The following is a 25,770-nucleotide window of genomic DNA, read 5'->3' on the forward strand; positions in this document are numbered from 1 at the left end:
CGTGACCACCCCTTCGGCCCATTCAGACCACGCTGTGCCCCGCATCGCCGTGGTCGACGATGACGAGGCCCTGCGCGACTCGCTGGCCTGGCTGCTGGACTCCGTGGGCCTGGCCACCCACGCCTTTGCCGACGGCGATGCCTTCCTGGCCGCAGAACCCGACAGCTTCGCTGCCGTACTGCTCGATGTGCGCATGCCCGGCCTCAGCGGCCTGCAGGTCCAGCAGCGCCTGAACGAGCGCGGCGACATCGCGCCGATCATCTTCATGACCGGACACGGTGACGTGCCCATGGCGGTGACGGCCCTCAAGGCGGGGGCCTTCGACTTCATCGAGAAGCCCTTCAACCATCAGCAACTGATCGATGCCGTGCAGCAGGCCATGGCCGAACACCAGCGCCTGCGCCAGACCAGGGCCAGGCTCGAAACCGTCCAGGCCCGCTACGCCGCCCTCCGTCCCAAGGAGCGGCAGATACTGGTCCACGTCGCCGAAGGCATGACCAGCCGCGAGATCGCCGAACACCTCGACATCAGTGCCAAGACCGTTGAGGTCTACCGGCTGCGGGCCATGAAGGCGCTGGGGGCGCACAACCTGGCCGAGCTGGTGCGGCTCTGCGTGGCGCTGGGGCTGGTGGAGGCGCTGCCGACGGAACCACGGCAGCAGTAGGGAGGTCGCCTCAGGCGCACGCCGTGACGCCAGCAGCACAGGCGGGGCCCCGCCGACGATCTCCCCGATATACGTGCGGTTCCGTACAGACAGGGGGCGTGACGGCCACCAACCTACCGTCATGGACCCAAAAACGACTATCGACACCGCCGAGCCACGGGCATTGAAGCGCGCCCTGGGTGAGTACCGCACGCCGCGCCTGATGCGCAGCGTGGTGGAACTGATGGCCACGGCAATCCCCTTCGCCGCCCTCTGGATACTGATGTGGGGCACCCTGAGCGCTGGCTACTGGCTCGGCCTGTTGTTCGCCGTGCCTGCCGCGTTCTTTCTCGTGCGCCTGTTCATGATCCAGCACGACTGCAGCCACGGGTCATTTTTTCCGTCTCGCGCTGCCAATGACTGGGTCGGCCGAGCCATCGGGGTCTTGACCCTGACGCCCTACGATCTGTGGCGGCACAGCCATGCCCTCCATCATGCCAGCTCCGGCAATCTCGATCGCCCGCGTATCGGTGGCATCGATACCCTGACTGTACGCGAATTTCGGGGCTTGCCGCTAAGGCAGCGGCTCCGCTATCGCCTGTACCGGCACCCGCTGGTGCTGTTCGGTCTCGGCCCGACGTACCTGTTCATCCTGGACCATCGCCTGCCGGTGGGATTCATGCGTGCAGGCTGGATGCCCTGGCTGAGCACCATGAGCACCAACGCGGCGATCGCGCTGATCGTCACCGCCATGATCTGGCTGGTCGGCGTGATCCCCTTTCTTCTCGTGCAACTCCCCATCACGCTTCTCGCCTCCTCGATCGGCGTCTGGCTGTTCTATGTCCAGCACCAGTTCGAGGAGACCCTGTGGGAACACGAAGACGACTGGACGTTCCACGAGACGGCGCTGCACGGCAGCTCCCACTATGACCTGCCGGGTCCCCTGCGCTGGCTCACCGCCAATATCGGGATCCACCATGTCCATCATCTCTGCAGCCGCATCCCCTCCTACCGGCTGCCCGAAGTGCTGCGCGACCATCCCCGACTCCGCCATATCGGCCGCCTCACCCTCTGGCAAAGCCTCTCATCGGTGCCACTCGTTCTGTGGGACGAGGAGAAGCGTCGACTGGTCTCCTTTGCCGAGGCGCACACGGCGACCACCCACGGTGCCTGCTGACTGACGGAGCAAATGGTCCTGCCTCGGATGAGAGTGCCGGCTACCTCGCTTCAGAATGACCTGCTCCTTTCCTGCAGTACGAGGGGGCGACATGGCCGGCAGAGTTTGACCGACATCATGAGAGTGGCGACTCCTGCCCCAGGCCGGCGGCAACATGGCATGATGAACCGGTCCGTCAGCCGTACGCTTGCCCAACCTCACTCTGGAGTGTCCACCCATGACTGGCTCTCGCACCGCCCCCGATCCAGCGGCTCGTTCGTCCCGCCTTATTGCGCTGGCACTGGGTATCCCTATCCTGCTGGTGCTGGCCGTATTGTTCGCCATGCCCTTCATGGCGGGGAACGAAACCACCCTTCAGGTCGATGGCCATGTGCCGGCAGAGCCCGGCACCGAACAGGGCGGGGTACATTTTTCCGGCACCGTGCATCAGTGGGCCGTTTCGGGCAGCCTGGCAATCGATGCCGACAGGGAGGCGCGACTCTCCTTCCGGCTGCGGGGCCCGGATGGCAGCCCTCCCAGGCAAGCCATGCAGGTTCCCATCGTATTCACCATGCCCGGTCATGACATGGAGATGACGGTGACCGCTCGGCAAACCGGCCCCGACAGCTTTGCCGCCAGATCAACGCTGCCCATGTCCGGCGCCTGGCAGATGCGTATGACCTTTTCCGATGTGGACGGCGTGCTGTCGTTCGATACCCGGGGATAAGTCGGAGCGAGGCCATTCGCCTGCCCCTCGGCTTGCCAATCGCCTTCACCCCCGGCGCATCATCAACCAACCCTTCGATTCTCCGCGTCAAGACGGTTGACCGATTCCTGACCGAGATCAGGAATCGGTTGATCAAGCCCTGCCAAGACTACCTGGCGATTGCCTGATCACGGCATAGCAGCGATGATCGGTAGTGTTCAATCGCCTGACGTTTTCGAGGTTCCGCTCCGCATGCGTCGATTCATGGTCCGACTCGCCTATCTCTGCCTCGCTCTCGCCCTCTCGGCGGGTGGCGTTGCTGCGGCCAGTATCGATGCCATGTCCGATGCCTCCCATCACGCGAGCCAGGAGAGCAGCCATGACGAGTGTTCGCAGGACAACCACTCGGAAACGTCAGACTGCACCTCGTCCTGCATCGGCAACAGCCACTGCATGACGGGTACCGCCGGTCATGCCGTTATTCCCGCCTATGCCATGACGCAGCAGCCGCTGTTCATGCCGGGGCACTCTCCACCATCACCCGCTTATCTGCTCAAGCGCCCCCCCAGATTCGCCTGAATACCGTTACCGAAACGATGCGACCAGCGCGTCGTCATACGCTTGACCGTATTCAGGAGCAACCCATGACTACCCCTAATCGATACCACTCTGCCACTCAGGTGGCCACTCAGGATCGCGGCCGACTGCTTCGTTTTTCCATCGTGCTTGCAGGCGGCCTGGCACTCGCCCTCGCCCTGGCCAGCCCTGGCCATGCCGATGAGAGCCATGGACACAGCTCGGAGGACAACCACGCTCATGCCGCCCATGGCAATGAAGAGCACGCGGCACACGGCGACGATGGCCATGTTCATGGCAACGACGACCATGCCGCTCACGGCGACGATGGCCATGCCCATGGCAACGACGACCATGCCGCTCACGGCGACGATGGCCATGCCCATGGCAACGACGACCATGCCGCTCACGGCGACGATGACCACGCCCATGGCGACGGTGACCATGCGGCACATGGTGATGATGGCCATGCCCATGGCAACGATGACCATGCGGCACATGGTGATGATGGCCATGCCCATGGCAACGATGACCATGCCGCTCACGGCGACGATGACCATGCCGCTCACGGCGGCGATGACCACGCCCATGGCAACGATGACCATGCCGCTCACGGCGACGCTGACCACGCCCATGGGGATGGAGGTCATGGATGGGCGGCACCACAGGAGTGGGCTGAGCGCGAAAGCCCGCTGGAGCCCGATGCCGAGACCCTGGCTCAGGGGATGCAGGTCTATCAGCGCTATTGCTCGGCCTGTCACGGACCTAGCGGAGAAGGAAACGGGCTGGCACCCGCCGCTGCCTACTACGACCCCAGCCCGACCAATCTGGCCCTGCATGGCGCCGCTCATGCGGCCGGTGAATACGCCTGGCTGATAAAAGAGGGCAACAAGGCCAGCGCCATGCCCCGCTTCCAGGAGAAGCTGGACGAAGACGACATCTGGTCCGTGGTGCTCTATATCCGCTATACCCTGGCGGATGGCCAGTCCGGCGACCACCAGCACTAGAAGCCTGTCGGATTTGACCGATCGTCCGACAGGCTTCTAGCCAATGCGGAAAAAAAACGGGCGCCTTGGGCGCCCGTCCTCTTGCTGGTCATGCCTTACACGCCCTGGCATCTATAGGGTAGCGAGCTCGTCATACAGCCCTCCCGCTTCAGGCTCCGATTCAGGCGCCGGTTCAGGCTCCGGCGCCTGCTCCAGTGCCACGACCGCGCCGTTGGGGTTCTCCAGCAGGTAGCGCAGCTGCTCATAGTTCAACGGCACGGAAGGCTCGTCGCTGTTGCGCTCCAGCAAAGACAGGGTCTCCATCAGTGCCGCCATACCGTACTCCTGGTCCTCGAGCGTCTCGAAGACCTGCACATAGGGCATATCGCCATCCCAGCCAGCCTTGATCGGCTGGTTGATGATATTGACCTGCATACCCACGGGTACACGGTTGAAGATAGTCTCGATATCTTCGGGGAACATGCGGATACAGCCACGGCTGGCACGCATGCCGATGCCATCCGGATCATTGGTTCCATGGATGAGGTAGCCTGGGATGTCCAGCAGGATGGCGTGACGGCCCAGGGGGTTGTCCGGACCCGGCGGCACCACGGCGGGAGCCGGCTCGCCCCTCTCGGCCGCTTCTTCACGCATGGAACGTGGCGGATACCAGGCCGGGTCCTTCAGCCTCATGGTGGTCTTGGTCTTGCCCAGCGGGGTGTCATACCCTTCGCGCCCAATGCCTATCGGGTAGGTCTCGACCCGAGGCGTCTCACCCTCGGAGACCGGCGGGTAGTAGTAGAGCCGAAGCTCGGCAATGTTGATCACGATGCCTTCCCGAGCCACGGCGGGCAGGATGTGTCGCCCTGGGATGACCACTTCGGTACCTTCGCCGGGCAGCCATACGCTCACCTCTGGGTTGGCCAGGCGGATCTCCTCGTAACCCACGTTGTGGTCACGAGCGATATCGAGCAGCGTCTCCTCCTCCCGAGCCTCGACGGTATAGTTCTCGCCGATGACGTCGCCTGCCTCCGGTAACGGATGGTGCCCCTTCGGCCATTCGGATGCCGCTTCCTCGTCGGGCTCGTCGGCCAGCGCAGCGGCCGACATCAGCATGGCACCAGTGAGCACCAGGCTCAGTACAGTAGCCCATACCGCTGGACGGGGGCGAAATGGCGATGGCCATGCGCTATTGCTGCCATTATGTTTCATTCTTCATTGCCTCTTGCGCAACCTTCACCACAGGGGTGGAAGGTCATTGAAAGGTTAGTCGTCATCATATCGACCTCCTTACACTTCTACGGCGATATACCGGAAACACGTCATCGACCTGGCTTCGATTGTCTGGGAAAGATCTAGAGAACGGGAGCAAACAGGTAAGCCCCCCGGGCAGCCACGCGATGCCATAGCGGCTGATTCTCGATCTCCTCGAGCTCCATTCGACGGGAGCGAGCAAAATCCGCCTCGAACATCGCTTCGACATCGGCCGCAAACGTCGGATCCATCACCATTGCGGTAATCTCGAAATTCAATCGAAACGAACGATTGTCCAGGTTAACCGTTCCAACCGCGGCGCTGACATCGTCTACCAGGAACGCCTTACCGTGCAAAAAACCGGCTTCATAACGATGGATCTCGACGCCGGCATCCAAGAGCGGCCCCAGAAAAGCGTATGCAGCGTAGTAGAGCAGTAGATTGTCAGGCTGCTCCGGGATCAGGATTCTTACGTCCACCCCGTTGATCGCGGCCAGCTTGAGCATCGACTGCACGCCCTCGTCCGGCACGAAGTAAGGGCTCGAAAACCAGATTCGCTCCCGGGCAGAGTGGATGGCTTGCTGAACCATCAGGCTGGCGGTTTCAAAGCGATCCGCCGGGCCGGAGGGCAGGATCAGTACCGGTGCATCCTGCTCGGAGCGCACCACCGGCTCCCAGGGTAGCTCGGGCAGCTCTTCCGTGGCCCAGTGCCAATCCTCGAGAAACACCAGTTGCAGGGCCAGCGCCGCCGGCCCTGCGATCTTGAGATGGGTGTCTCGCCACGGCCCGATACCTTCCTCCCCGTGCAGATATTCGTCTCCGATATTGAATCCGCCGAGCCACGCCGTGGCTCCGTCGGCCACCATCACCTTGCGGTGGTTGCGGAAGTTGAGCTGGAAGCGGTTTCCCGGCCCCCGTGTCGAGTGAAAGCGATGGACATTGACACCCGCCGCCTCCAGCTCCTTCACATAGTCACTCGACAAGGCGTAGCTGCCAATCTCGTCATAGAGGAAATAGACCGCCACCCCCTCCCTCGCCTTCTGGATCAAGCGCTGCTGAAACTCGGTGCCAATATCGTCGTCCCTGACGATATAGAACTGCACCAGCAGATAGCGCTCGGCAGCCTCGATCCCTGCAAACAGACTCTCGAACGTCTCTTCACCATCGATCAGCAGCGTTGTCTCGTTGCCGCCCATCAGCGGCAACTTGGCCAGGCGCTCCACGCCATCCAGATAGTGGCTGCTCCTCGTCGACTCGACCCGATGCGAGCGCAACTCATTGAGCTTTCCGGACAGTGCTCGAGTGATCCCTGAGTCCTCGTCGCGACGAGACATCGCATAGCCTTCGAACTTGTTTCGCCCGAATACCCAATAGGTGGGCACCGCCACGTACGGCACGGTATTGAGGGACACGATCCAGGCGATGGCCCCTTCGGACGTTCGGCTCGACATCAGGGCCTCGACGGAGGAAGCCAGTCCCACCAGGTGAGCCAGCACCATGAACAGAACAAGCTTGCTCCAGCGCTTGCGACGCTTGCCTGGGCCGCTACCTGGCGCGCCCTCCGAGCTTTGTGCCTCCTCGTGCCCGACCCTGGACTGAGGCGCAGCATTCCGGCTTCCTTGCATGGATAACTCTCCTCCCATCGCATCGCTTGTCGGGTCAGTCATGACCTATTGCATGCCGTCAGGTCTCTCGGCTCGGCGTCAGTGCCGCTTTCGTGTCCTGGACCTGTTGACGCGACCATACTATCAGTGCCACGCCGCCAATGATCATTGGCAGGGTCAGCAGCATGCCCATGGTCACCCAGCCGAACGCGATGAAGCCGATATGCGGATCGGGCAGGCGCACGAACTCGACGGCAAAGCGGAACACACCATAGAGCAGCAGGAACATGCCGGAAATCAAGCCGCGGCGGCGTGGCTGGCTCGAAAGCCACCACAGCACCACGAACAGCACGACCCCCTCCAGCACGAACTCGTAGAGTGCCGACGGATGACGCGGCTCCGGCCCCATGTGGGGAAACGGCATGGCCCAGGGCAGTTCACTCACCCGGCCCGGCAGCTCATGATTGATGAAGTTGCCGATACGCCCGGCCCCCAGGCCGATCGGCACCAGCGGGGCGATGAAGTCGGTCAACTGGAAGAAGGCCAGGCGTTTCTTGCGCGCAAACAGCAGCGCGGCGAGCAGAACCCCGATCAGCCCACCGTGGAAACTCATGCCCCCGTCCCAGATGCTGAACAGCCACAGCGGGTTGGCAAAGAACTGATCCATGCCGTAGAAGAGCACGTAACCCAGGCGCCCACCGGCAACGACGCCGATGGCCGCATAGAAGAGCAGGTCGCCGATGTCATCGTGGCTCAGCCCCAGGCGGTGGGCACGATAGCGCCCCAGCAGCCAGGCGGCAACGAAGCCGACAACGTACATCAGGCCATACCAGTGGATCTGCAGCGGTCCGATGGCGATGGCCACCGAGTCGATCTGGGGATAGTCCATCATGATTCATCCATGTCGGTTGCAGTATATGAGGGAGCGGAGGTCACAGGCTTGACCACTCCCTGCCGCCGTCTTCGCTGAGCAGCAGCACGCCCTGGTTGTCGGCAGCCACGAGGCGCTGCGGGTCCGCGGGGTCCACCGCCAGGTGGGTAAAGTAGCGCTCGCCCCAGTCGCCGCTGAGCGGCTCCCACTCCCGGGTCGCCTCATCGGCCTTGATCAGCCCCACTCCAAGCATGAAGGCATACAGTTCGCCACCGCTCGCCACCACGACACTGGCCGGGTTGCGCTGGGGATGACCCTGCCGCCAGCGCTGCCCGCCATTGGGGCTCATCAATAGCCCCGACTGGGTGGCGGCATAGAGGTGATCCGGGTCTCGACTGGATGCCGCCAAATCGATCAGCCCCTCTGGTACAGCGGCCTGCACCTGCCACTCATGCCCCCCGTCACGGCTAACCTGCAGCCGACCGGCATAGGCGCCATAGAGTACGTCGGGGTCGGCCTCGCTGACCGTCATCTGATGGAAGTCGACCGGCCCATCGACGCCGGCGGAACGCTGCTCCCAGGAACTGCCGCCATCGGTGGAAACCATGACGCCGAGGTTGCCACCGCGCGCCGGGTGGCCGCTGGCGAAGAGGGTGTCGGCCTCCTGCGGATGGGGCGAGAAGCCCATGAAGTCGTGTGTCTCGCTGGAGACCTGTCGTGCCCTGCCGTCGGCATCTATGACATGAAAGCCGTGGTGAGTCGCCAGTTGGATTCGTTGGCTGTCGGCGCGGTCGAAGGCCACGCCATGAATGTGCGTCTTCTGGCGCAGTTCCTCGAGGCTGATGCCTTCGGGCTCACCTGAGCAACCGGCAAGTGGCAGCGCCAGCAGTAGCAGGGGAAGAAGCAATCGGTATCGTGTCATGTGCATTGACTCGTTGCTGGCCGACAGCCTGCGGGGAGCAGGTCGCCGGCGAATAAGGTGGTAAATCAGCGAATCCGAACCGTGGCCATCATGCCCAGCTCTTCATGCTCGATGAAGCACCGGGAGGTCCCGCCATGGCGGCCGGCCACGACATAGCTGAGCAGGCCGGATGTGGAAAGAGCCAGCCCGCCCAGTGTGGAATAGAGCAGAAAGTGACGATGCTTCATGGAATCGGTTTCCTCGTTATTCGAACAGCGATCACCCCCCGTCTCAGGCGGGAGATGACGTCAAGAAATGCTGTTCAAACGCGAGGAGGACGATCGAGGCGATCGCTGGGTGACCAGGGCCACGCCTGGACGGGCATCGGGCGCGGTGGTGCCGATGCAGCGGACATGCCGGAGGCCTGGGGCACCAGGGCGGCACAGAAACCGGTCGAGGAGCAGCTCAGCGACTGGCGCTCATGATCTTCCGTCGTTGCTTCGGCGGCATGGCTTGCCGAGGCCGACTCCAGCGAAGTCACGCTGAGACAGGCATCTTCATGGTTATAGTGGGAAGCACCCGCCATGACGCCCATTGGCATCACCAGGGTGATAGCCAGCAGGAAGAGCAGCCATGTCGCGATGGAACGGGTCATTAGCGTCGCTTTATTACCGTAGGGATCAAACCTGGGACGGAGTATTTCACGCAGCCAAGGCAGCCGGCAACCCAGGCTGACTAGATTTTCTCCATGTAGCCCATTTGACACGCGTCAAGTGCGCAAGCGTCTTATTGTTCTATGGTGTGGGTACGATACACCTCGGGAGTCTCACCCATGGCTTGGCAGGACGCGACAACTACATGCCAGACCCTGCCCTTTGCGGTATGGCTGCGCCATGGGCTGTTCACACTCCTGTGCCTGGTTCTGCTGCTTGTTGCCAATGGAGCGGCGGCGCATGCCACTGCCTCTTCCGAGATACACCATGACGTTGTCGGCCATGCTCATGACACGACACCGACCGCCACCTTCGTCGCCGACCCTCACCGGGGACCGCACTGCCACCCCGGCCATGTCCCCCTCGCGCCCCATCCGCTTCTGCGCACCGAACGCCAGGAAACCGAACATGGCGTGGCGCTGTGCAGCCTGGCTCGGTTGGCCCCTCCCCCTGCTGTCCTAGTTGTCTCGGGTACGCCCCATGGCCGGCCTGATTCCAGCGCCCCACCGACTTACCTGTTGACGCAGCGCCTGCGTCACTGAGCACTTCCGCTCGAAGGTACGCACTCCTTCTCCTTTCCCATTGATTCCGGTGACGTCTATTTGACAGTCGCCTCTTGAAGCAATCACCACAGGGCGATCGAGCCCTCAGGAGAACTACCATGACATTTCGCAAGCACACCATTGCCATGGGCCTCGCCCTGGCTGTCGGTATTTCCGCGCCCGGCTTCGCCCTCGCCCAAGGCATGGGGCAGGGTATGGATCAAGGCCAAGGTTCCATGATGGGCGGTCAAGGCGGCATGGGTCCGGGCATGATGATGGGCGGCAGCCAGGGCGGCATGGGCCCGGGCATGATGATGGGCGGCGACCAGGGCGGCATGGGCCCGGGCATGATGATGGGCGGCGACCAGGGCGGCATGGGCCCAGGAATGATGGGCGGTGGCATGATGCCCTGCCCCATGATGGGCGGCGGCAAGGGCATGATGGCAATGCTCGATGCCGAGCAACGCAGCGAAATGCGTGAGCTGATGCAGGAGCACCGCCCCGCCCAGTTCGAGCGTATGGGTCGAATGATGAACCTGCGCGATGACCTGATGGCAGAAATGCATGGGGAGCGCCCCGACCCCGATGAAGTTCAGGCTCTACATGGGCGGATGGCCGAACTGCATGGGGAAATGATGGCCGAGATGGTGCGTATGCGTAACGCCATGCACGATCTCATGACCGATGAACAGCGGGAACAGCTGCAGCAAACCACGCCCGAGGCCGACGATCCGGACGATCATGCCGCCCACCACTGACCGGTATTGCTGAGTTGACGCCATGGCAGGCGGCCAGAGGAGGCCGCCCGCCCGACTCCCCCCGCTAGAGGCCATGCAATGACGGATACGAGCATGAAACAGATAACCCTGACCGTGCCGGGCATGGGCAGCGATCACTGCGCAGGTATTGTGCGCGAGACACTTCAGCGCCTGGACGGCGTGGAAGAGATCCAGACCAATATTGCCAGCCACCGGGTTCGCGTCGGTGTCAACAAGGACAACGGCCCCGATGGGGAAGCACTCAAACAGGCCATCGAAGGCGCCGGTTACGACGTCAAGGCCGTCCGCGGCGATGCCACCCAGCGCAAGATCCGCCTCAACGTGCCGGGCATGGGCTCGGATCATTGCGCTGGCATCGTACGCAAGACACTGGAGCGTCAGGAGGGTGTCGAAGACGTCCAGACCAATATCGCCAGCCACCGGGTCACTGTCACGCTGGGCAAGGACGGCCCCGATGGCGACGCCTTGAAGCAAGCCATCGAGGGAGCCGGGTATGACGTCAAGGGCGTTCATGACGAAAGTGACGCAGAAGGCGATGACGATAGCCAGATCGAGAAAGACTATCTCCAGGAAGCACGCAAGCGGCTGATCATCGCGGCGGTGCCCACCACCCTGATCATGATCCTGATGATGCCGCACATGTTCTGGCAGCCGATTCCCGGCTACCTCGCCATCGTCGCCATTCTCGCCTTCCCGGTGGTATTCCTCTTCGGCGGGGCGGCGACCCACAAGGCGTCGTGGCGTTCGCTGAAGAACGGCACCTTCAACATGGACGTGCTGATTTCCATGGGCAGCCTGCCGCCCTACCTGCTGGGGCTGCTCGGTTTCTTCTTTCCCATGACATCGTTCATCGAGATGGCCGCAACCATCATGACCTTCCACCTCCTGGGACGCTACCTGGAGGCGATGGCAAAAGGTCGTGCTTCCGAAGCGATTCGTCGCTTAATGGACATGAGCGCCAAGACCGCCCGAGTCGATCGTGATGGTGAAGAGGTAGAGGTCCCGGTAAAAGAGCTGGAAGCCGGCGACATCATGATCGTAAGGCCCGGCGAAAAGATACCCACCGACGGCAAGGTGGTGGAAGGCGAGAGTCACCTCGACGAATCCATCGCCACCGGTGAGTCGGTGCCGGTCTACAAGAGCGAGGGCGACAGCGTCATCGGTGCCACCATCAACAAGGAGGGGCGGCTCCGAGTCGAGGCCACCCGGGTGGGCGGCGATACCTTCCTGTCTCAGGTGGTCAAGCTGATCGACGAGGCGCAGGGCTCGCGCGTGCCGATCCAGGAGTTCGCCGATCGCATGACCGGCCGCTTCGTACCGGCAGTCCTGGTGATCGCCTTGGCCAGCTTCCTGGCATGGCTGCTCGCGGGCGATGCCCTGCGGCCGATCCTCGAATGGGGCGCCAACGTCCTGCCCTGGGTCGACCCCACCGCCTCCACACCAATCCTCGCGATTCTGGCTGCCATTGCCGTGCTGGTCATCGCCTGCCCCTGCGCCCTGGGTCTGGCCACACCTACGGCACTGATGGTTGGTTCCGGTATCGGCGCGGAGCGCGGCATCCTGATCCGCTCAGGCGAGGCGATCCAGACCTTCAAGGACATCAAGGTGATTGTGCTCGACAAGACCGGCACTATCACCCGCGGCGAGCCGAAGCTCACCGATGCCATTCCCGTCGAAGGGGTAGAGGAGAAGCGACTCCTGACCTTGGCCGCCAGCGTCGAAGACGCGTCCGAGCACCCCATTGCCAGAGCCATCGTGGACGGAGCCAAAGAGCGCGATGTAACACTCGAGAGGGTCAGCGATTTCAAGTCCACCGGCGCCCGGGGCGTATCCGGCAAGGTGGGTGAAGAAACAGTACTCATCGGCAATCGTCGTCTGCTCGAGGAAGAAGGCATCAGCGGCCTGGATGCGCTGGAAGAGGCCAAGCAGGAGCTCGAGGAGAAGGGGCGCACCGTAGTCATCGTGGCCGCCGATGGGCAGGCGGTTGGCCTCGTGGCCGTGGCCGATACGCTGAAGGAGAAGTCCAAGGACGCCATTCGCGGGATGCATGACCTTGGCCTGCATGTGGTGATGATCACCGGCGACAACGAGCGCGCCGCCCGGGCCGTGGCCGACGAAGTGGGCATCGACGAGGTGCAGGCCGAGGTGCTGCCCGATGGCAAGGTGGATGCCATCAAGAAGCTTCAGGAAAAGCATGGCAACCATATTGCCATGGTGGGCGACGGTATCAATGACGCCCCCGCATTGAAGAAGGCCAACGTCGGCATTGCCATCGGCGCCGGTGCCGATGTCGCCATCGAGGCGGCGGATGTGACCCTGGTGCGCGGTGAACTGACGGCCGTGGTGGATGCCATGCACCTCTCCAAGGCCACCTTTGGAAAGATCGTACAGAACCTGATCTGGGCCAGCGGCTACAACCTGGCCGCCATCCCCATCGCCGCCGCGGGCCTGCTGCACCCCATGATCGGCGTCATCGCCATGACCGCCAGCTCACTGTCGGTCATCGGTAACTCCCTGCTGCTCAAGCGGCGCTATGCGCGTGAACAACCCTCAGGAGACCACTCATGAGTCGAACTCACATTCCCAATCAACGCACGCAAGAAGATCCTGCAAAAACCACTGGCGCACCGCCATCCGGTGCGCCAGATGAAACGTCGAATCAAGACGGACCCACCGGCAATGTACACCGCTGGATGATGCTCTTCTGCCTGGTGGCGATGGGGGGCGCCATGCTGTTCGTCCTCTGGCGGGGCAACCTGGGAGGCGGCACCTGGCTGCTGGTTGCACCGATGTTGTTGTGTATCGGCATGCATTTCCTGATGCACCGCCATGGCCATCGGCATGGCGATGACTGATCACCACGCGCTCTTTGCGCTGCGTCAATGAAATGTCGCTCCGGATCGGTTTCAATGTAGAGGCAACACCATAAAGGGGTTTTCCATGACACGGCATATCGGCACATCACAGCACGTAAGAGCGGGAGGCCGGTTCATGGCCCTGCTGCTCGCGCTGCTGCTGGCGATGACGAGCCTGTCGGGTCATGGTGCAATCCAGGCCGACTCAGCCGACTGTCTTCAACCGCAAGCAATGATGCAGCTCGACTCGGTAGACGCCGATGATCATCGCTGCTCCGCCTGCTCGGCACTGATGCCCCTTCCCGCCCTGTCGACTGCCGAGCCGGCCGTACCGTCCACCGTGCTTGCCGTGACATACGCGGATCGCACCCCCCTGCCCCCTAGGCGCCCTCCAAGAACCTGAATGAACGCCCCAGCGGCCTTGGCCGCTTGCAAGAACTTCCGTTCTTTTCTGCACCCTGCGTTCATCAGGAGCAAGACCATGGGATTTCGCTTTATTCAGGGCGTCACTGCACGCCTCGTAAACCACCGCAATGACACAATCACTCATGCCAGCGCGCTCAACACCCGCCCGCTTGGCTGGCTCCTCGCCGCGAGCCTGGCGCTGGGGAGCTCAGCCGGCTTCGCTGGCACGCCCCCTGCCGGACAGGTCTTTACCGCCGACGAACACGGAGCGTCATTGACCCGCATCCAACTGGAAAGTGGAGTAACCACCACTCAGGACATTTCCATATCCCCCCATAACGTTGAAGTCAGTGCCGATGGCCGTTACCTGTTGGCGGTGGGCGATGCAGCCAATGACGACCACGCCCATGGAGGCGGTGGTCACGCCCACGGCGACGATCCCGGGGAACTGCAGGTATTCAATACCGGGGACTTCGGCGCCGGCCCCTTGGCCAGCATCCCGGTAGGCAGCCACCCGGCCCATGTGGTCAGCGACCTTGCCGGCCAATATGCCTTCGTGACCAATGCCGGTGACGACACCATCTCTATCGTCGATCTGGCAACACACCAGGCAGTGGCTACCGTCGAGACGGGGCACTATCCCCACGGCCTACGCCTGAGCCCGGATGGTGGGGAGCTCTATGTGGCGAATGTGCTGGACGGCAGCGTCTCTGTGATCGATGTCGCAGCGCAGGCAGAAGTGGCACGCATCCCGGTGGGGGAAGCCCCGGTACAGGTGGGCTTCACCCCGAACGGCGAGCAGGTCTATGTCTCGCTGCGTGACGAGAACCGAGTTGCCGTGATCGATACGGCCAGCCGCAGCGTCATCGATAGTGTGGCCGTCGGACGCCTGCCGATTCAGGTCCACGCCACCCCCGATGGCAGCCTGATGCTTGTCGCCAATGAAGGCAGCGAGGCAGAGCCCGACAACCGTGTCTCGGCCGTCGACATTGCCACTCGCGTGGTCGTTGCCACTTACGAAGTCGGCATGGGAGCCCATGGCGTCAGTGTCGACGACAGCGGCCGCTTCGCCTTCATCACCAATATCCATGACGACAGCCTGTCCGTCATCGACCTGGCGCTCGGCGAAGTCATTGCCAACCATGCCACTGGCCAAGGCCCCAATGGGGTCACCTGGGTAACGAACTGAAGGAGAGCCAAGATGATGACCGACTGCGCCATGACCGCCGGGATACTCGGAACCGTAATGCCTTTGGCCCTGCTGTTACTGCTGACACTGGGCATTGCCGCCCTGGGCAAATACCTCTTCACCTCGACCAAATCGACTCCAACGACCGGAGCAAGCTCATGAACCGTTCAATCACCTCACTCATGCTCTCCTCCGCCCTGCTGCTGGGTGGTGCCGCCACGGCGCAGGCTGCCATGCCTGACGAAGCCACGCTCTACATGAATCCGGAGTGCGGCTGCTGCCACGAATACGCCCGCCTGCTGGAGGAGCGCGGCGTCGCGGTCACCGTCATCGACGATGTGGAAGTCGGCAAGATCAAGCAGCAGGTCGGGCTGCCCTATGGCAAAGGCTCCTGCCACACCACGCTGATGGGTGACTATGCCATTGAGGGCCACGTGCCCTTCGAGGCCATCGAGACGCTGTTCAAGCAGCGCCTGAACGTTGGCGGGATCGGCCTGGCCGGCATGCCTATCGGCACACCGGGCATGCCAGGGCCCAAGCAGGGCGACTGGGAGGTCTACCAGTTTACCGACCAGGAGCCCATGCCGTTCATGACCCTGTAACGCCCTCGCGGCGCCGGCCTCGGCCGGCGCCACCTGTTTCGCAACGTGCCTCAGAAGAAGGTCAGGCCGACCTGGAAGAGGCGTTCCACCTCGCGAATGCGGCGCTTGTCGATCACGAACAGGATCAGGTGATCGCCCGACTCCACCACCACGTCGTCGTGGGCGATCAGCACCTCCCCCAACCCACGAATACCAGAGAGATCCACCGTCGCTGATAGCCCCTCGCTCCCTGACCCGTAGGCATTGAGGACACCGCATGCACCAGAGACAACCGAACCCTTGACAGGTCAATCCATACCAGGAGTTATCCTTTGTTGTCAGCAAGGGAGCTTCTACAGCAATTCATCCGGGAGCAGGCTCATGGACATCAAGCTGCATAAGCAGGCCACCACCACGCCAAAGATCCGTGCCGAGATCCAGGCATCGCCTACCAACATAAGTGATAGTGAGCTGGCTCGCCAGTATGGTGTATCCGACTCGACCATCCGGCGTTGGCGCTACCGCGACGATGTCCATGACCGACCGCATACCCGTCACAATCTACTGGCCACGCTCACTTCCGAGCAGGAGGAAGTGCTGATCGCCGCCCGCGAGTTCCTGCGGCTCAGCCTTGATGATCTGCTGATTGTGGCACGCGAATTTTTGAATCCGCGGCTGTCTCGATCCGGCCTGCATCGCATGCTCAAGCGGCGCGAGGTGCCGACGCTGGCGGAGTTGGCTCGACAGGATACCGGCGGTGACGAGAAGCCTCGGCACAAGCCCTTTAAGGACTACGAGCCGGGGTACGTGCACATCGATATCAAGCACCTGCCCCAGATGCCCGATGAGGAGCAGAAGCGCTACCTGTACGTCGCCATCGACCGGGCAACCCGCTGGGTGTACCTGGAGATCAGGAGCAGCCAGTCTGCCAAGGATGCTCGGGCGTTCATGAGGCGGGTGGTAGAAAAGGCGCCCTTCAAGATCCAGACGGTGCTGACTGACAACGGTAAGTCCTTTACGGATCGCTTCACACGGGCCGGTGAGCGCAAGCCCAGTGGTCGCCACCCGTTCGACCAGGAGTGCCAAGCCCATGACATCGAGCATCGTCTGATCAAGCCGGGACGGCCACAAACAAACGGGATGGTGGAGCGATTCAATGGCCGTATTAGCGATGTGCTGGCTACCCGGCGCTATGAATCAGGCGAAGACCTGGAACAGACCCTCAAGCGCTATTGCTGGCTGTATAATCACCATATCCCGCAGAAGGCGCTGCACCATCAAACACCGATTGCAGCGATGAAAGAATGGCAGGCCAAACGGCCTAAGCTATTTACCAAACGGGTAGTTAATCACCCGGGACCCGACAGGTAGTGGAGATATGCCAGAGGCATCCTGTTTGAGTTGATACTTGCTGCCGTCTTCGTGAATGTGCTCAAGGACGCTCTCGTACCCCTCGTCTTCAAGCACCTCACGAACTTCATCAATACTCAGCGTTCGTACGGTATAACTCATTCTCAATTCCCTGAAATATAACATTGTATTATGTAGCACACTCGATATTCCACTTGAACGTGCATGCGCGTAAATAATGGTATGCTGCGTGCCCGACCACCTTTCATCCTATATTGAAATTCCTTTGCATTAAGGATGCTCGGCTACATAACACCAATCATCGCGCATGCCACATATCCCAGATGAACATGCCTGCTGCCTTTGCCGGCACGACCGCTTTGGGTCGTTTTCTGCCTTTCGCTCAACCCTACGAAAATACCGATACCAAGTTGCCCCCATCAAGCCACGGCGCCCCCGCCAGTCGCGAGCTAAAGCTACCTCCAACAATCGTTAATTCGACCGTTAATGATTATCTCTGGTCGGAAGCGAAACTCTGACTGTAACTTAGCTAGACTATTCTGATTCTTGAATGACGGAATAGGGCTTCAACTTCCGTAATACTTCTCAAAGGCAACGAAATCGGAATATCCGGCTGCTGTTATGTGCCTAAACACGCTACCGCCCGGGGATGACATCCTTTCCCTGCGACCGTCCTTGTCTGCGTTGTACTACCTGTTCTATCGACGCTCATCTCAGCGAACTTAACCTGAGTTAACTAAACCCTGTAACAAATTGCAAAAAAAGGGCCTACCCTTTGGTAGACCCTTGATCTTGGTCAGATTAGCCGTGCCAGGCGTTCTGCCTAGGCGTGCCTCACTCCCACTCGATCGTCGCGGGCGGCTTGCTGCTCACGTCATAGGTCACCCGCGAGACGCCGGCGATCTCGTTGATGATGCGGTTGGAGACTTTCTCCAGCAACTCATACGGCAGATGCGCCCAGCGGGCGGTCATGAAGTCGATGGTTTCCACGGCGCGCAGGGCGATGACCCATTCGTAGCGGCGGCCGTCACCAACCACACCGACGGACTTCACCGGCAGGAAGACGGCGAAGGCCTGGCTGGTCTTGTGGTACCAGTCAGCGTTGTGCAGTTCCTCGATGAAGATGGCGTCGGCTTCGCGCAGGATGTCGGCGTACTCCTTCTTCACTTCGCCGAGGATGCGCACGCCCAGGCCCGGCCCCGGGAAGGGGTGGCGGTAGACCATGTCGTAGGGCAGGCCGAGTTCGACGCCGAGCCGGCGTACTTCGTCCTTGAACAGTTCGCGCAGCGGTTCGACCAGCTTGAGCTTCATGGTCTCGGGCAGGCCGCCGACGTTGTGGTGCGACTTGATCACGTGGGCCTTGCCGGTCTTGCTGGCGGCAGATTCGATGACGTCGGGGTAGATGGTGCCCTGGGCCAGGAAGTCGACGCCCTCGATCTTGCTGGCCTCGTCGTCAAACACCTCGATGAAGGTGTTGCCGATCGCCTTGCGCTTGGCCTCGGGGTCGGCAACGCCCTTGAGCTTGTCGAGGAACAGCGCTTCGGCGTCGACGCGGATCACCTTCACGCCCATGTGCTTGGCGAAGGTCTCCATCACCTGCCCGCCTTCGTTCTTGCGCAGCAGGCCGTTGTCGACGAACACGCAGGTCAGCTGGTCGCCGATGGCGCGGTGCAGGAGTGCTGCCACCACGGAGGAGTCGACGCCGCCGGAAAGACCGAGCAGCACGTGGCGGTCGCCCACCTGGTCGCGCACCCGGGCGATCTGGTCTTCAATGATCTTGGCCGGGGTCCACAGCTTCTCGGCGCCGCAGATGCCGACGACGAAGTGCTCGAGGATGCGCTGGCCCTGCAGGGTGTGGGTCACCTCGGGGTGGAACTGCACGCCGTAGAAGTGCTTCTCGGCCCAGCTCATGGCGGCAATAGGGCAGCTCGGGGTGGAGGCGGTCACGGTGAAGGTGTCCGGGGCACGGGCGACCTTGTCGCCGTGGCTCATCCACACGTCGAGCAGCGCCTTGCCATCATGGTCCACATGGTCCTTGATGTCGCGGAACATGTCGTCGCTGCTGTCGATGGTGACCTGGGCGTAGCCGAATTCATGCTTGTTGGAGCCTTCCACGGCGCCGCCGAGCTGCTCGGCCATGGTCTGCATGCCGTAGCAGATGCCCAGCACCGGCAGGCCCAGCTCGAACACGCACTCAGGTGCCCGGGGCGAGCCCTCGGCCACGGTGGACTCCGGCCCGCCGGAGAGGATGATGCCGTTGGGCTTGTACGCGCGGATCTCCTCTTCGGTGATGTCGAAGGCGCGAACCTCGGAATAGACGCCGATTTCGCGAACGCGGCGGGCGATCAGCTGGGTGTACTGGGAGCCGAAGTCGAGGATCAGGATCTTGTGGGCGTGAATGTCGGTCATCTGGGCGTCTCTACTGGCAACGTAATTCGGCGGGGCAAGGGCAAGGCGTCTGAAAAGACGAGCGGCGGAGTTAGCCTCCGCCGCGGTCGATACTCAGCGAGCGGTCATCCCGCTCGATAGTTGGGCGCTTCTTTCGTGATCTGCACATCATGCACATGGGATTCGGCGAAGCCGGCACCGGTGATCTGCACGAATTCCGGCTTGGTGCGCATCTGCAGGATGTCGGTGCAGCCGGTGTAGCCCATGGAGGCGCGCAGGCCGCCCATCAGCTGGTGGACGATGGCGCTCATCACACCTTTATAGGGCACGCGGCCTTCGATGCCTTCCGGCACCAGTTTCTCGGCGCCCTCGGACTTGTCCTGGAAGTAGCGGTCGGAGGAGCCCTGGCTCTGGGACATGGCGCCCATGGAGCCCATGCCGCGGTAGGCCTTGTAGGTACGGCCCTGGTAGAGCTCGATCTCGCCGGGAGCTTCCTCCGTGCCGGCCAGCAGGCCGCCGACCATCACCGAGCTGGCACCGGCGGCGATGGCCTTGGCCAGGTCGCCGGAGAAGCGCACACCACCGTCGGCGATCAGCGGGATGTCATAGGGCTTGAGCGCCTCGGCCACGTTGGAGACCGCGGTGATCTGCGGCACACCGACGCCGGCAACGATACGGGTGGTGCAGATGGAACCGGGGCCGATGCCGACCTTGACGCCGTCGGCGCCGGCTTCGGCCAGGGCGCGGGCGGCATCGGCGGTGGCGATGTTGCCGCCGATCACCTGGATCTGCGGGAAGTGCTCCTTAACCCAGGCCACGCGGTCGATCACGCCGCGGGAGTGGCCATGGGCGGTGTCGACGATGATGGCATCGACGCCGGCTTCGGCCAGGGCGGTGACGCGGTCTACCGTCTCAGGGCCGGTGCCCACGGCGGCGCCGACCAGCAGGCGGCCGTCGCTGTCCTTGGCGGCGTTGGGGAAGGTGCGAGCCTTCTCGATGTCCTGGAAGGTGACCAGGCCACGTAGGTGGAAGCTGTCGTTGACCACCAGCATCTTCTCGATGCGGTGCTCCTGCATCTTGGCCTTGATCTGCGAAAGCGGGGTGCCTTCCAGTACGGTCACCAGGCGCTCGCGTGAGGTCATGATGTCGGCCACGCTGTCGCCGTGGTTGGGCTGGAAACGCATGTCGCGCTCGGTGACGATCCCCACCAGGGTCTCGCCCTCCACCACCGGGAAGCCGGAGAAGCCGTGCTCCTGGGCCATGGCCAGCAGGTCTTCCAGCTTGGCCTTGGGCCCCACGGTGACCGGGTCCTTGACGATGACGCTCTCGTGCTTCTTGACCTTGCGTACCTCTGCCGCCTGCTGGGCGATGGTCATGTTCTTGTGGATGATGCCGATGCCGCCTTCCTGGGCCATGGCGATGGCCAGGCGGGCTTCGGTCACGGTATCCATGGCGGCGGAGACGAGCGGAATGTTGAGGTAGAGGTCGCGGGTCAGGCGGGTCCGGAGGCTGACATCCTTGGGCAGGACCTCCGAGTAGCCGGGTACGAGCAAGACGTCATCGAACGTAAGAGCTTCTTGTGCCATACGTAGCATAATCGGCAACACCCAGTGCGCTGGTGGGAGGGGAGCGAAGTTAATCGACCATTATAACGGGCCGGCTCGGGGTGGGGCAATGCGTGTCGGGCACCCGTGCGGGTCGGCCCTCTGACCGATCCCGCACACTTGGACACATAAGAATACCTAGATGTTACTTACAACCCTCGCAAGGTGAACTAGCTTGAAGAGTGCGTTACGAAGACGCTCTAAGGATAGGAGTGAAGACATGAACTGGGACCAGATCGAAGGCCAGTGGAAGGAAATGAAGGGCAAGGCCCGCAACAGTTGGGGCAAGCTCACCGACGACGAGCTGGATCAGGTCGGTGGCAAGAAGGACGAGCTGGTCGGCAAGATTCAGAAAAAATATGGCCTGGAGCGCGAGGAAGCAGAACGCCAGGTCGACGATTGGGCCAAGGGGCTCTGATCCGCTGTTTCACTATCAGATCCCATTATCTGATGTCGACAGCAACCCAAGATCCTAAGTCTATGGACAGGTTTAAGGAGATTGAACCATGCAAAAACATATTCTGACTATTGCCGTTGCAGCTATCGCCGGTGGTCTCACCTTCGGTGCCCATGCTCAACAGGATCAGGACGCAAGCGCCGCACAAGGCCTCTACTCTGCGAATGACATCATCGGCGCCGATGTGTATCACGCCGCAGACCCTGATGAGGAAGTCGGCACCGTCGAGAACATCCTGCTGGATGAAGAAGGCAAGGTGGCCGCTCTCATCGTAAGCGCTGGCGGCCTGTGGGGCATGGGCGGCGACGATGTTGTCGTTGGCATTGAGCATTTCACCATGGAAACGCATCGTGATGAAGGCGGCATCTTCGGTCAGGATGACGTCAGCCATCGAATTCTGGTCAATGCCACCGAAGATGAGCTCCAGACCTTCCCGGAGTATGAGGAGGAGTGGTTCACCACCGAACGTGACCGCCGCGCTCAAGAGCATGGCGACCGCGAAAGCGCCTGGAGAACCACTGGAACCGGCACTGCGGGCGATGGCAACGGTATGCGCGACGATGATCGTCAACACGACGACCGTGATCGCGACGATAACGATGCCGAGTACACCGATGAGGATATCGAGGACGATTTCGATTGATCGTGATTGCATGACGTAAATGCAAGAGGTAAATGGCGCCGGGTCCTGACAGGGCTCGGCGCCTTTTGTTGTTCGACAGTTATCCTTTTCTAGTCCGCAATATGGCCATGCTAGAGTAGCGCCAGGGTTGCACCCGTACCTCGTTTCACCAGAAGCCAGGGATTGATCAGGAACATACCGCCATGCCGCCAGCCGATAGCCCCACCCTGTCCGTCAGCGACGTGAACCGCCGTGCCCGCTCGCTGCTGGAGCAGGGCATCGGGGAAGTCTGGGTGGAGGGCGAACTGTCCGGGGTGTCGCGGCCCGCTTCGGGGCACATCTATTTCACCCTGAAGGATGCCTCTGCCCAGCTGCGCGGCGCCCTGTTTCGCAACCGGGCACGCTTTGTCGCCTCCCCCATGCGCGACGGCGACCGGGTCAAGATGCGTGGGCGGGTTTCCCTGTTCGAAGCCCGCGGCGACTATCAGCTGATCGCCGAGGCGGTGCAGGCGGTGGGCGAAGGCGAACTGCTGGCGGCCCTGGAACGGCTCAAGCAGCGCCTGGCTGCCGAGGGGGTTTTTGCCAACGCGCGTCCGCTACCCTACCCCCCCCGCCACCTCTTGGTTCTCAGCTCCCCTACCGGCGCGGCGATCCGCGATGTCATGGCCGTGCTGGCGGCGCGCTGGCCGCTGGCCAAGGTCACCTTGATTGCGGTGCCAGTCCAGGGCCGCGAGGCCGCCCCGGCACTTATCGCTGCCCTCGGGCTGCTCAATCGTCAGCACGCGCTGGACCCGGCCCGCGATGTGATCCTGATCACCCGCGGCGGCGGCAGCCTGGAGGACCTCTGGGCCTTCAACGACGAGCATCTGGCGCGGGCGATCTTCCATTCCCGCCTGCCGGTGATGTCGGCGGTGGGGCATGAAGTGGACACCATTCTCTCCGACCTGGCCGCGGACGTGCGTGCGCCGACCCCTTCCGCCGCCGCGGAGCAGCTGGTACCGGACCGCCAGGACCTGCTGCGCCGCCTGGTGAGCCTGGAGCGCCAGCTGCAGCGCGCCACCCAGGCCCGCCTAAACCGCGAGGCCCAGCGGCTGGACCACCTGCGGGCACGGCTGCGCCACCCCGGCGAGGTGCTGAATCGCCAGCGCCTCACCCTGGGTGAGATCGACGCCCGGCTGGCCAGGGCCATGCAGCGCCGCCTGGCAGACGATCAACGTCGCCTCGCCCAGCTGCGCCAGCGGCTGGTGGCACGACCGCCGCGCCGCGAAGTGGAGCAGGCCGGGATAAGGCTCGCCGCCGCCCGGGGCCGGCTCGACCAGGCCATGCAGCACGCCCAGACCCGGCAGCGAGAGCGCCTGGCCGGCCTGGTGCGACAGCTGCAGGCGGTCAGCCCGCTGGCGGTGTTGGGAAGGGGCTATGCGATTCTGGAAGACGATCAGGGGCAGGTGGTGCGTCGCGCCGGCGATACCCAGCCCGGGCAGGCGCTGACCGCCCGCCTGGGTAAAGGCAAGTTGCGCGTGGAAGTCAAAAAGCGCATGGAATAGCCCTTTTCAGCCAGGAGCCCGATCCTAGGACACCGGCTTGAAGGTGCTCGGCTCCAGCTCGTGGCGTGAGAGCAGCTTGTAGAAGTCGGTGCGGTTGCGCCCGGCGATGCGTGCCGCCTGGGTCACGTTGCCCTCGGTGATCTTGAGCACCTTGACCAGGTAGCTGCGCTCGAAGGTGGCCCGGGCATCGTTGAAGGTGGGCAGCGCGCTCTCCTCCGCCGCCAGCGCCTGGGACACCAGGGCCTCGGGAATCATCGGCGAACGGGTCAAGGCGACGCACTGCTCCACCACGTTGACCAGCTGGCGCACGTTACCCGGCCAGGCACTGGTCGCCAGCACATTGAGTGCCTCCGGCGAGAACCCCTTGACGAACGGCTTGTGCCGGGCCGCCGCCTGTGCAACCAGGTGGCGCGCCAGCAGCGGAACATCCTCGGCACGATCCTTGAGCGGTGGCAGGCGAAGGTTCACCACGTTGAGGCGGTAGAAGAAGTCTTCTCGGAACTCGCCCTGCTGCATGGCCTGGCTCAGATCGCGATGGGTGGCCGAGAGGATCCGCACGTTGACCGGGAACGAGGTGGTGGAGCCCAGCGGCCGTATCTGGCGCTCCTGCAGGGCGCGAAGCAGCTTGACCTGCAGCGCCAGCGGCATGTCGCCGATCTCGTCGAGAAACAGGGTGCCGCCGTCGGCGGCTTGGAACAGACCCTTGTGATCGCTGACCGCGCCGGTGAAGGCCCCCTTGGCGTGGCCGAAGAGCTCGCTTTCCAGCAGCTGTTCCGGCAGCGCGCCACAGTTGATCGCCACGAAAGGCTTATCGGCCCGGGGGCTGGCGTCATGAATGGCCCGCGCCAGCAGCTCCTTGCCCGAGCCGGAAGGGCCGGTGACCAGCACGCTGACATCGGATGAGGCCACCATGCGTGCCTGCTCCAGCACCCGTTCCATGTCCGGGCTGCGGGTGATGATGCTGGCGCGCCAAGCGTCGTCGCCCTCTCCTCCCCCCGTGGGTGCGCCCTGAGCCAGGGCCTCGTCGATGGCACTGAACAACTGGTCGCGATCCACCGGTTTGGTGAGGAAGCTGAAGACCCCCTGCTGAGTGGCACTGACGGCATCGGGTATCGAGCCATGGGCGGTGAGGATGATGACGGGCAGGCCCGGTATCTGCCGTTGAATGGCCTGGAACAGCGCCATGCCGTCCATCTCGTCCATGCACAGGTCGGACAACACCAGGTCGGGGCACTCGGCGTCCAGGCAGCGCAGCGCTTCCTGGCCGCTCTCTGCCGTGGTCACCCGAAAGCCACGGCTCTCCAGACGCATTCCCAGCAGACGCAGCAGGCTGACATCGTCGTCCACCAGCAGAATGTGAGCGCCGGTCACCTTGCTGCCGGCCGTCCGCGAACCGGCCTTGCGAACCTCCGGGCTACGGGTTTCCGTTTGTCGGGCCACATCCATCACGTCATGCCTCCCACGTCGCTCAGGGCGACTGCTGCCTCAGGTTGATGTTCTGCTCGATGGCCGTCAGCGCCTCGAGTTTTTCGGCAAGTTGCTCGTTCTCTTCGCGCTGGGCGACGAGCTCGCCCTGTGTGCGAGTCAGTCGGCCCGACATGGCGCGACGCCCCTCCAGCTCATTACGCCAGTAGCGAAGCAGTGGCTGCAATTGCTCCGGCGCCGCTCCCAGATGTGATTCGAAAAGTTCAGCGGCCTGGGTCCACTGGCGCTCGCTGCCCCAGGCCAGCGTGATGGCGTGGGCCAGATGGCGTTCATCCTCATTATCCGCCAGCGCCTGCTCCAGCTCGATCAGCTTGGCACTGCGCCAATCACTGTCACCACGCTGGGACGCCAGCCCCAGGGCGATCCAGTCGGGCAGCAGGCAAGCATCCGCCTCGAAGGTCGGTACACCACCGGGACAGTCCGCGGTCGCTATGACCACTTCCTCCTCCGTGACTTCGGCACGCCCCTGCTCGGGCAGAAACTCGCAGCCTGCCATCCATAGCGCAGCGGCACAGGCGAATAGAATTCTGACCTTCAT

Annotated in this window: 29 protein-coding genes; 17 read left to right on the top strand and 12 right to left on the bottom strand. The window is 62.7% G+C overall.

Features of this window, described 5'->3' with window-relative positions:
* Nucleotide 1: 1 nt before the first annotated feature.
* From LOKO_RS13925 to LOKO_RS13940, 4 genes are all read left to right on the top strand, one after another.
* On the top strand, nucleotides 2-664 hold the full coding sequence (locus LOKO_RS13925) for a response regulator transcription factor (RefSeq protein WP_201025327.1): 663 nt from the start codon (nucleotides 2-4) through the stop codon (nucleotides 662-664).
* Between the two features lie 121 nt (nucleotides 665-785).
* On the top strand, nucleotides 786-1,820 hold the full coding sequence (locus tag LOKO_RS13930) for a fatty acid desaturase (RefSeq protein ID WP_066450622.1): 1,035 nt from the start codon (nucleotides 786-788) through the stop codon (nucleotides 1,818-1,820).
* Between the two features lie 217 nt (nucleotides 1,821-2,037).
* Nucleotides 2,038-2,526: a FixH family protein gene (locus LOKO_RS13935; protein WP_066450625.1), complete on the top strand. Its 489-nt coding sequence runs from the start codon at nucleotides 2,038-2,040 to the stop codon at nucleotides 2,524-2,526.
* Nucleotides 2,527-2,757: 231 nt separating this feature from the next.
* Complete coding sequence (locus LOKO_RS13940; protein ID WP_144439667.1) at nucleotides 2,758-3,084, top strand: hypothetical protein; 327 nt, start codon at nucleotides 2,758-2,760, stop codon at nucleotides 3,082-3,084.
* On the opposite strand, the gene LOKO_RS19505 is transcribed toward LOKO_RS13940, so the two are convergent.
* Nucleotides 3,051-3,731 carry a hypothetical protein gene (locus LOKO_RS19505; RefSeq protein WP_144439668.1) on the bottom strand — a complete coding sequence of 227 codons (681 nt, stop codon included), beginning with the start codon at nucleotides 3,729-3,731 and terminating at the stop codon, nucleotides 3,051-3,053. The two genes, LOKO_RS13940 and LOKO_RS19505, sit on opposite strands and share 34 nt — an antisense overlap.
* A 63-nt stretch (nucleotides 3,732-3,794) precedes the next feature.
* Here LOKO_RS19505 and LOKO_RS19510 point away from each other — a divergent pair, with 63 nt between their 5' ends.
* Nucleotides 3,795-4,088, top strand: coding sequence for a c-type cytochrome (locus LOKO_RS19510; protein WP_417935404.1), 294 nt, complete (start codon nucleotides 3,795-3,797; stop codon nucleotides 4,086-4,088).
* 111 nt (nucleotides 4,089-4,199) lie between these two features.
* Here the strand turns inward: LOKO_RS19510 and LOKO_RS13950 are convergent, their stop codons facing one another.
* From LOKO_RS13950 to LOKO_RS13970, 6 genes are all read right to left on the bottom strand, one after another.
* Nucleotides 4,200-5,177 (bottom strand): L,D-transpeptidase family protein, encoded by a 978-nt coding sequence (locus LOKO_RS13950; RefSeq protein WP_335339189.1) that lies wholly within the window; start codon nucleotides 5,175-5,177, stop codon nucleotides 4,200-4,202.
* Nucleotides 5,178-5,422: 245 nt separating this feature from the next.
* Nucleotides 5,423-6,820: a cardiolipin synthase gene (cls, locus tag LOKO_RS13955; RefSeq protein ID WP_201025415.1), complete on the bottom strand. Its 1,398-nt coding sequence runs from the start codon at nucleotides 6,818-6,820 to the stop codon at nucleotides 5,423-5,425.
* Nucleotides 6,821-7,004: 184 nt separating this feature from the next.
* On the bottom strand, nucleotides 7,005-7,817 hold the full coding sequence (gene lgt / locus LOKO_RS13960; RefSeq protein WP_066450644.1) for a prolipoprotein diacylglyceryl transferase: 813 nt from the start codon (nucleotides 7,815-7,817) through the stop codon (nucleotides 7,005-7,007).
* Between the two features lie 40 nt (nucleotides 7,818-7,857).
* The gene (locus LOKO_RS13965; protein WP_066450647.1) at nucleotides 7,858-8,718 is read right to left on the bottom strand and encodes a WD40/YVTN/BNR-like repeat-containing protein; all 861 of its coding nucleotides are present in this window, start codon (nucleotides 8,716-8,718) and stop codon (nucleotides 7,858-7,860) included.
* Between the two features lie 65 nt (nucleotides 8,719-8,783).
* The gene (locus LOKO_RS19690; protein ID WP_158509950.1) at nucleotides 8,784-8,945 is read right to left on the bottom strand and encodes a hypothetical protein; all 162 of its coding nucleotides are present in this window, start codon (nucleotides 8,943-8,945) and stop codon (nucleotides 8,784-8,786) included.
* Between the two features lie 74 nt (nucleotides 8,946-9,019).
* The gene (locus tag LOKO_RS13970; RefSeq protein ID WP_066450652.1) at nucleotides 9,020-9,352 is read right to left on the bottom strand and encodes a hypothetical protein; all 333 of its coding nucleotides are present in this window, start codon (nucleotides 9,350-9,352) and stop codon (nucleotides 9,020-9,022) included.
* A gap of 177 nt (nucleotides 9,353-9,529) precedes the next feature.
* Between LOKO_RS13970 and LOKO_RS19515 the strand changes: the two genes are divergently transcribed.
* From LOKO_RS19515 to LOKO_RS14000, 8 genes are all read left to right on the top strand, one after another.
* Entirely contained in the window at nucleotides 9,530-9,952 is a 423-nt protein-coding gene (locus tag LOKO_RS19515; protein ID WP_144439670.1) for a hypothetical protein, read from the top strand.
* Nucleotides 9,953-10,071: 119 nt separating this feature from the next.
* Nucleotides 10,072-10,710: a Spy/CpxP family protein refolding chaperone gene (locus tag LOKO_RS13980; protein ID WP_066450656.1), complete on the top strand. Its 639-nt coding sequence runs from the start codon at nucleotides 10,072-10,074 to the stop codon at nucleotides 10,708-10,710.
* Between the two features lie 93 nt (nucleotides 10,711-10,803).
* The gene (locus LOKO_RS13985) at nucleotides 10,804-13,299 is read left to right on the top strand and encodes a heavy metal translocating P-type ATPase (RefSeq protein ID WP_235588871.1); all 2,496 of its coding nucleotides are present in this window, start codon (nucleotides 10,804-10,806) and stop codon (nucleotides 13,297-13,299) included.
* The gene (locus LOKO_RS19520; protein WP_144439671.1) at nucleotides 13,296-13,586 is read left to right on the top strand and encodes a hypothetical protein; all 291 of its coding nucleotides are present in this window, start codon (nucleotides 13,296-13,298) and stop codon (nucleotides 13,584-13,586) included. The genes LOKO_RS13985 and LOKO_RS19520 overlap by 4 nt, the downstream gene beginning before the upstream one ends.
* 136 nt (nucleotides 13,587-13,722) lie before the next feature.
* Nucleotides 13,723-13,989 (top strand): hypothetical protein, encoded by a 267-nt coding sequence (locus LOKO_RS19525; RefSeq protein ID WP_144439672.1) that lies wholly within the window; start codon nucleotides 13,723-13,725, stop codon nucleotides 13,987-13,989.
* A gap of 78 nt (nucleotides 13,990-14,067) precedes the next feature.
* On the top strand, nucleotides 14,068-15,180 hold the full coding sequence (locus LOKO_RS13995) for a YncE family protein (protein ID WP_083517601.1): 1,113 nt from the start codon (nucleotides 14,068-14,070) through the stop codon (nucleotides 15,178-15,180).
* Nucleotides 15,181-15,192: 12 nt separating this feature from the next.
* A complete protein-coding gene (locus LOKO_RS19945; RefSeq protein ID WP_201025328.1) occupies nucleotides 15,193-15,342 on the top strand; it encodes a hypothetical protein in 150 nt (49 codons plus the stop codon).
* Nucleotides 15,339-15,782, top strand: coding sequence for a DUF411 domain-containing protein (locus LOKO_RS14000; RefSeq protein WP_066450670.1), 444 nt, complete (start codon nucleotides 15,339-15,341; stop codon nucleotides 15,780-15,782). The genes LOKO_RS19945 and LOKO_RS14000 overlap by 4 nt, the downstream gene beginning before the upstream one ends.
* A gap of 50 nt (nucleotides 15,783-15,832) precedes the next feature.
* On the opposite strand, the gene LOKO_RS19695 is transcribed toward LOKO_RS14000, so the two are convergent.
* Nucleotides 15,833-15,988, bottom strand: a complete 156-nt coding sequence (locus LOKO_RS19695) for a hypothetical protein (protein ID WP_158509951.1) — start codon at nucleotides 15,986-15,988, stop codon at nucleotides 15,833-15,835.
* Between the two features lie 154 nt (nucleotides 15,989-16,142).
* Here LOKO_RS19695 and LOKO_RS14005 point away from each other — a divergent pair, with 154 nt between their 5' ends.
* Entirely contained in the window at nucleotides 16,143-17,132 is a 990-nt protein-coding gene (locus LOKO_RS14005) for an IS481 family transposase (RefSeq protein WP_066450673.1), read from the top strand.
* An 834-nt stretch (nucleotides 17,133-17,966) separates the two neighbouring features.
* Here the strand turns inward: LOKO_RS14005 and guaA are convergent.
* A complete protein-coding gene (guaA, locus tag LOKO_RS14010; RefSeq protein WP_066450675.1) occupies nucleotides 17,967-19,541 on the bottom strand; it encodes a glutamine-hydrolyzing GMP synthase in 1,575 nt (524 codons plus the stop codon).
* A gap of 104 nt (nucleotides 19,542-19,645) precedes the next feature.
* Nucleotides 19,646-21,115 carry an IMP dehydrogenase gene (gene guaB / locus LOKO_RS14015; protein WP_066450682.1) on the bottom strand — a complete coding sequence of 490 codons (1,470 nt, stop codon included), beginning with the start codon at nucleotides 21,113-21,115 and terminating at the stop codon, nucleotides 19,646-19,648.
* Between the two features lie 229 nt (nucleotides 21,116-21,344).
* Here guaB and LOKO_RS14020 point away from each other — a divergent pair, with 229 nt between their 5' ends.
* From LOKO_RS14020 to xseA, 3 genes are all read left to right on the top strand, one after another.
* Nucleotides 21,345-21,542, top strand: a complete 198-nt coding sequence (locus LOKO_RS14020; protein WP_066450684.1) for a CsbD family protein — start codon at nucleotides 21,345-21,347, stop codon at nucleotides 21,540-21,542.
* Nucleotides 21,543-21,630: 88 nt separating this feature from the next.
* Entirely contained in the window at nucleotides 21,631-22,224 is a 594-nt protein-coding gene (locus tag LOKO_RS14025; protein ID WP_066450685.1) for a PRC-barrel domain-containing protein, read from the top strand.
* A 182-nt stretch (nucleotides 22,225-22,406) separates the two neighbouring features.
* On the top strand, nucleotides 22,407-23,747 hold the full coding sequence (gene xseA / locus LOKO_RS14030) for an exodeoxyribonuclease VII large subunit (protein WP_066450686.1): 1,341 nt from the start codon (nucleotides 22,407-22,409) through the stop codon (nucleotides 23,745-23,747).
* 24 nt (nucleotides 23,748-23,771) lie between these two features.
* Here xseA and glrR read toward each other — a convergent pair whose 3' ends face one another.
* Together glrR and LOKO_RS14040 are read right to left on the bottom strand one after the other, a co-directional pair.
* A complete protein-coding gene (glrR, locus tag LOKO_RS14035) occupies nucleotides 23,772-25,058 on the bottom strand; it encodes a two-component system response regulator GlrR (protein WP_235589027.1) in 1,287 nt (428 codons plus the stop codon).
* A gap of 157 nt (nucleotides 25,059-25,215) precedes the next feature.
* Complete coding sequence (locus tag LOKO_RS14040) at nucleotides 25,216-25,770, bottom strand: hypothetical protein (RefSeq protein WP_066450687.1); 555 nt, start codon at nucleotides 25,768-25,770, stop codon at nucleotides 25,216-25,218.

The sequence above is a fragment of the Halomonas chromatireducens genome (assembly GCF_001545155.1).
In the GTDB taxonomy this organism is placed as follows: domain Bacteria; phylum Pseudomonadota; class Gammaproteobacteria; order Pseudomonadales; family Halomonadaceae; genus Halomonas; species Halomonas chromatireducens.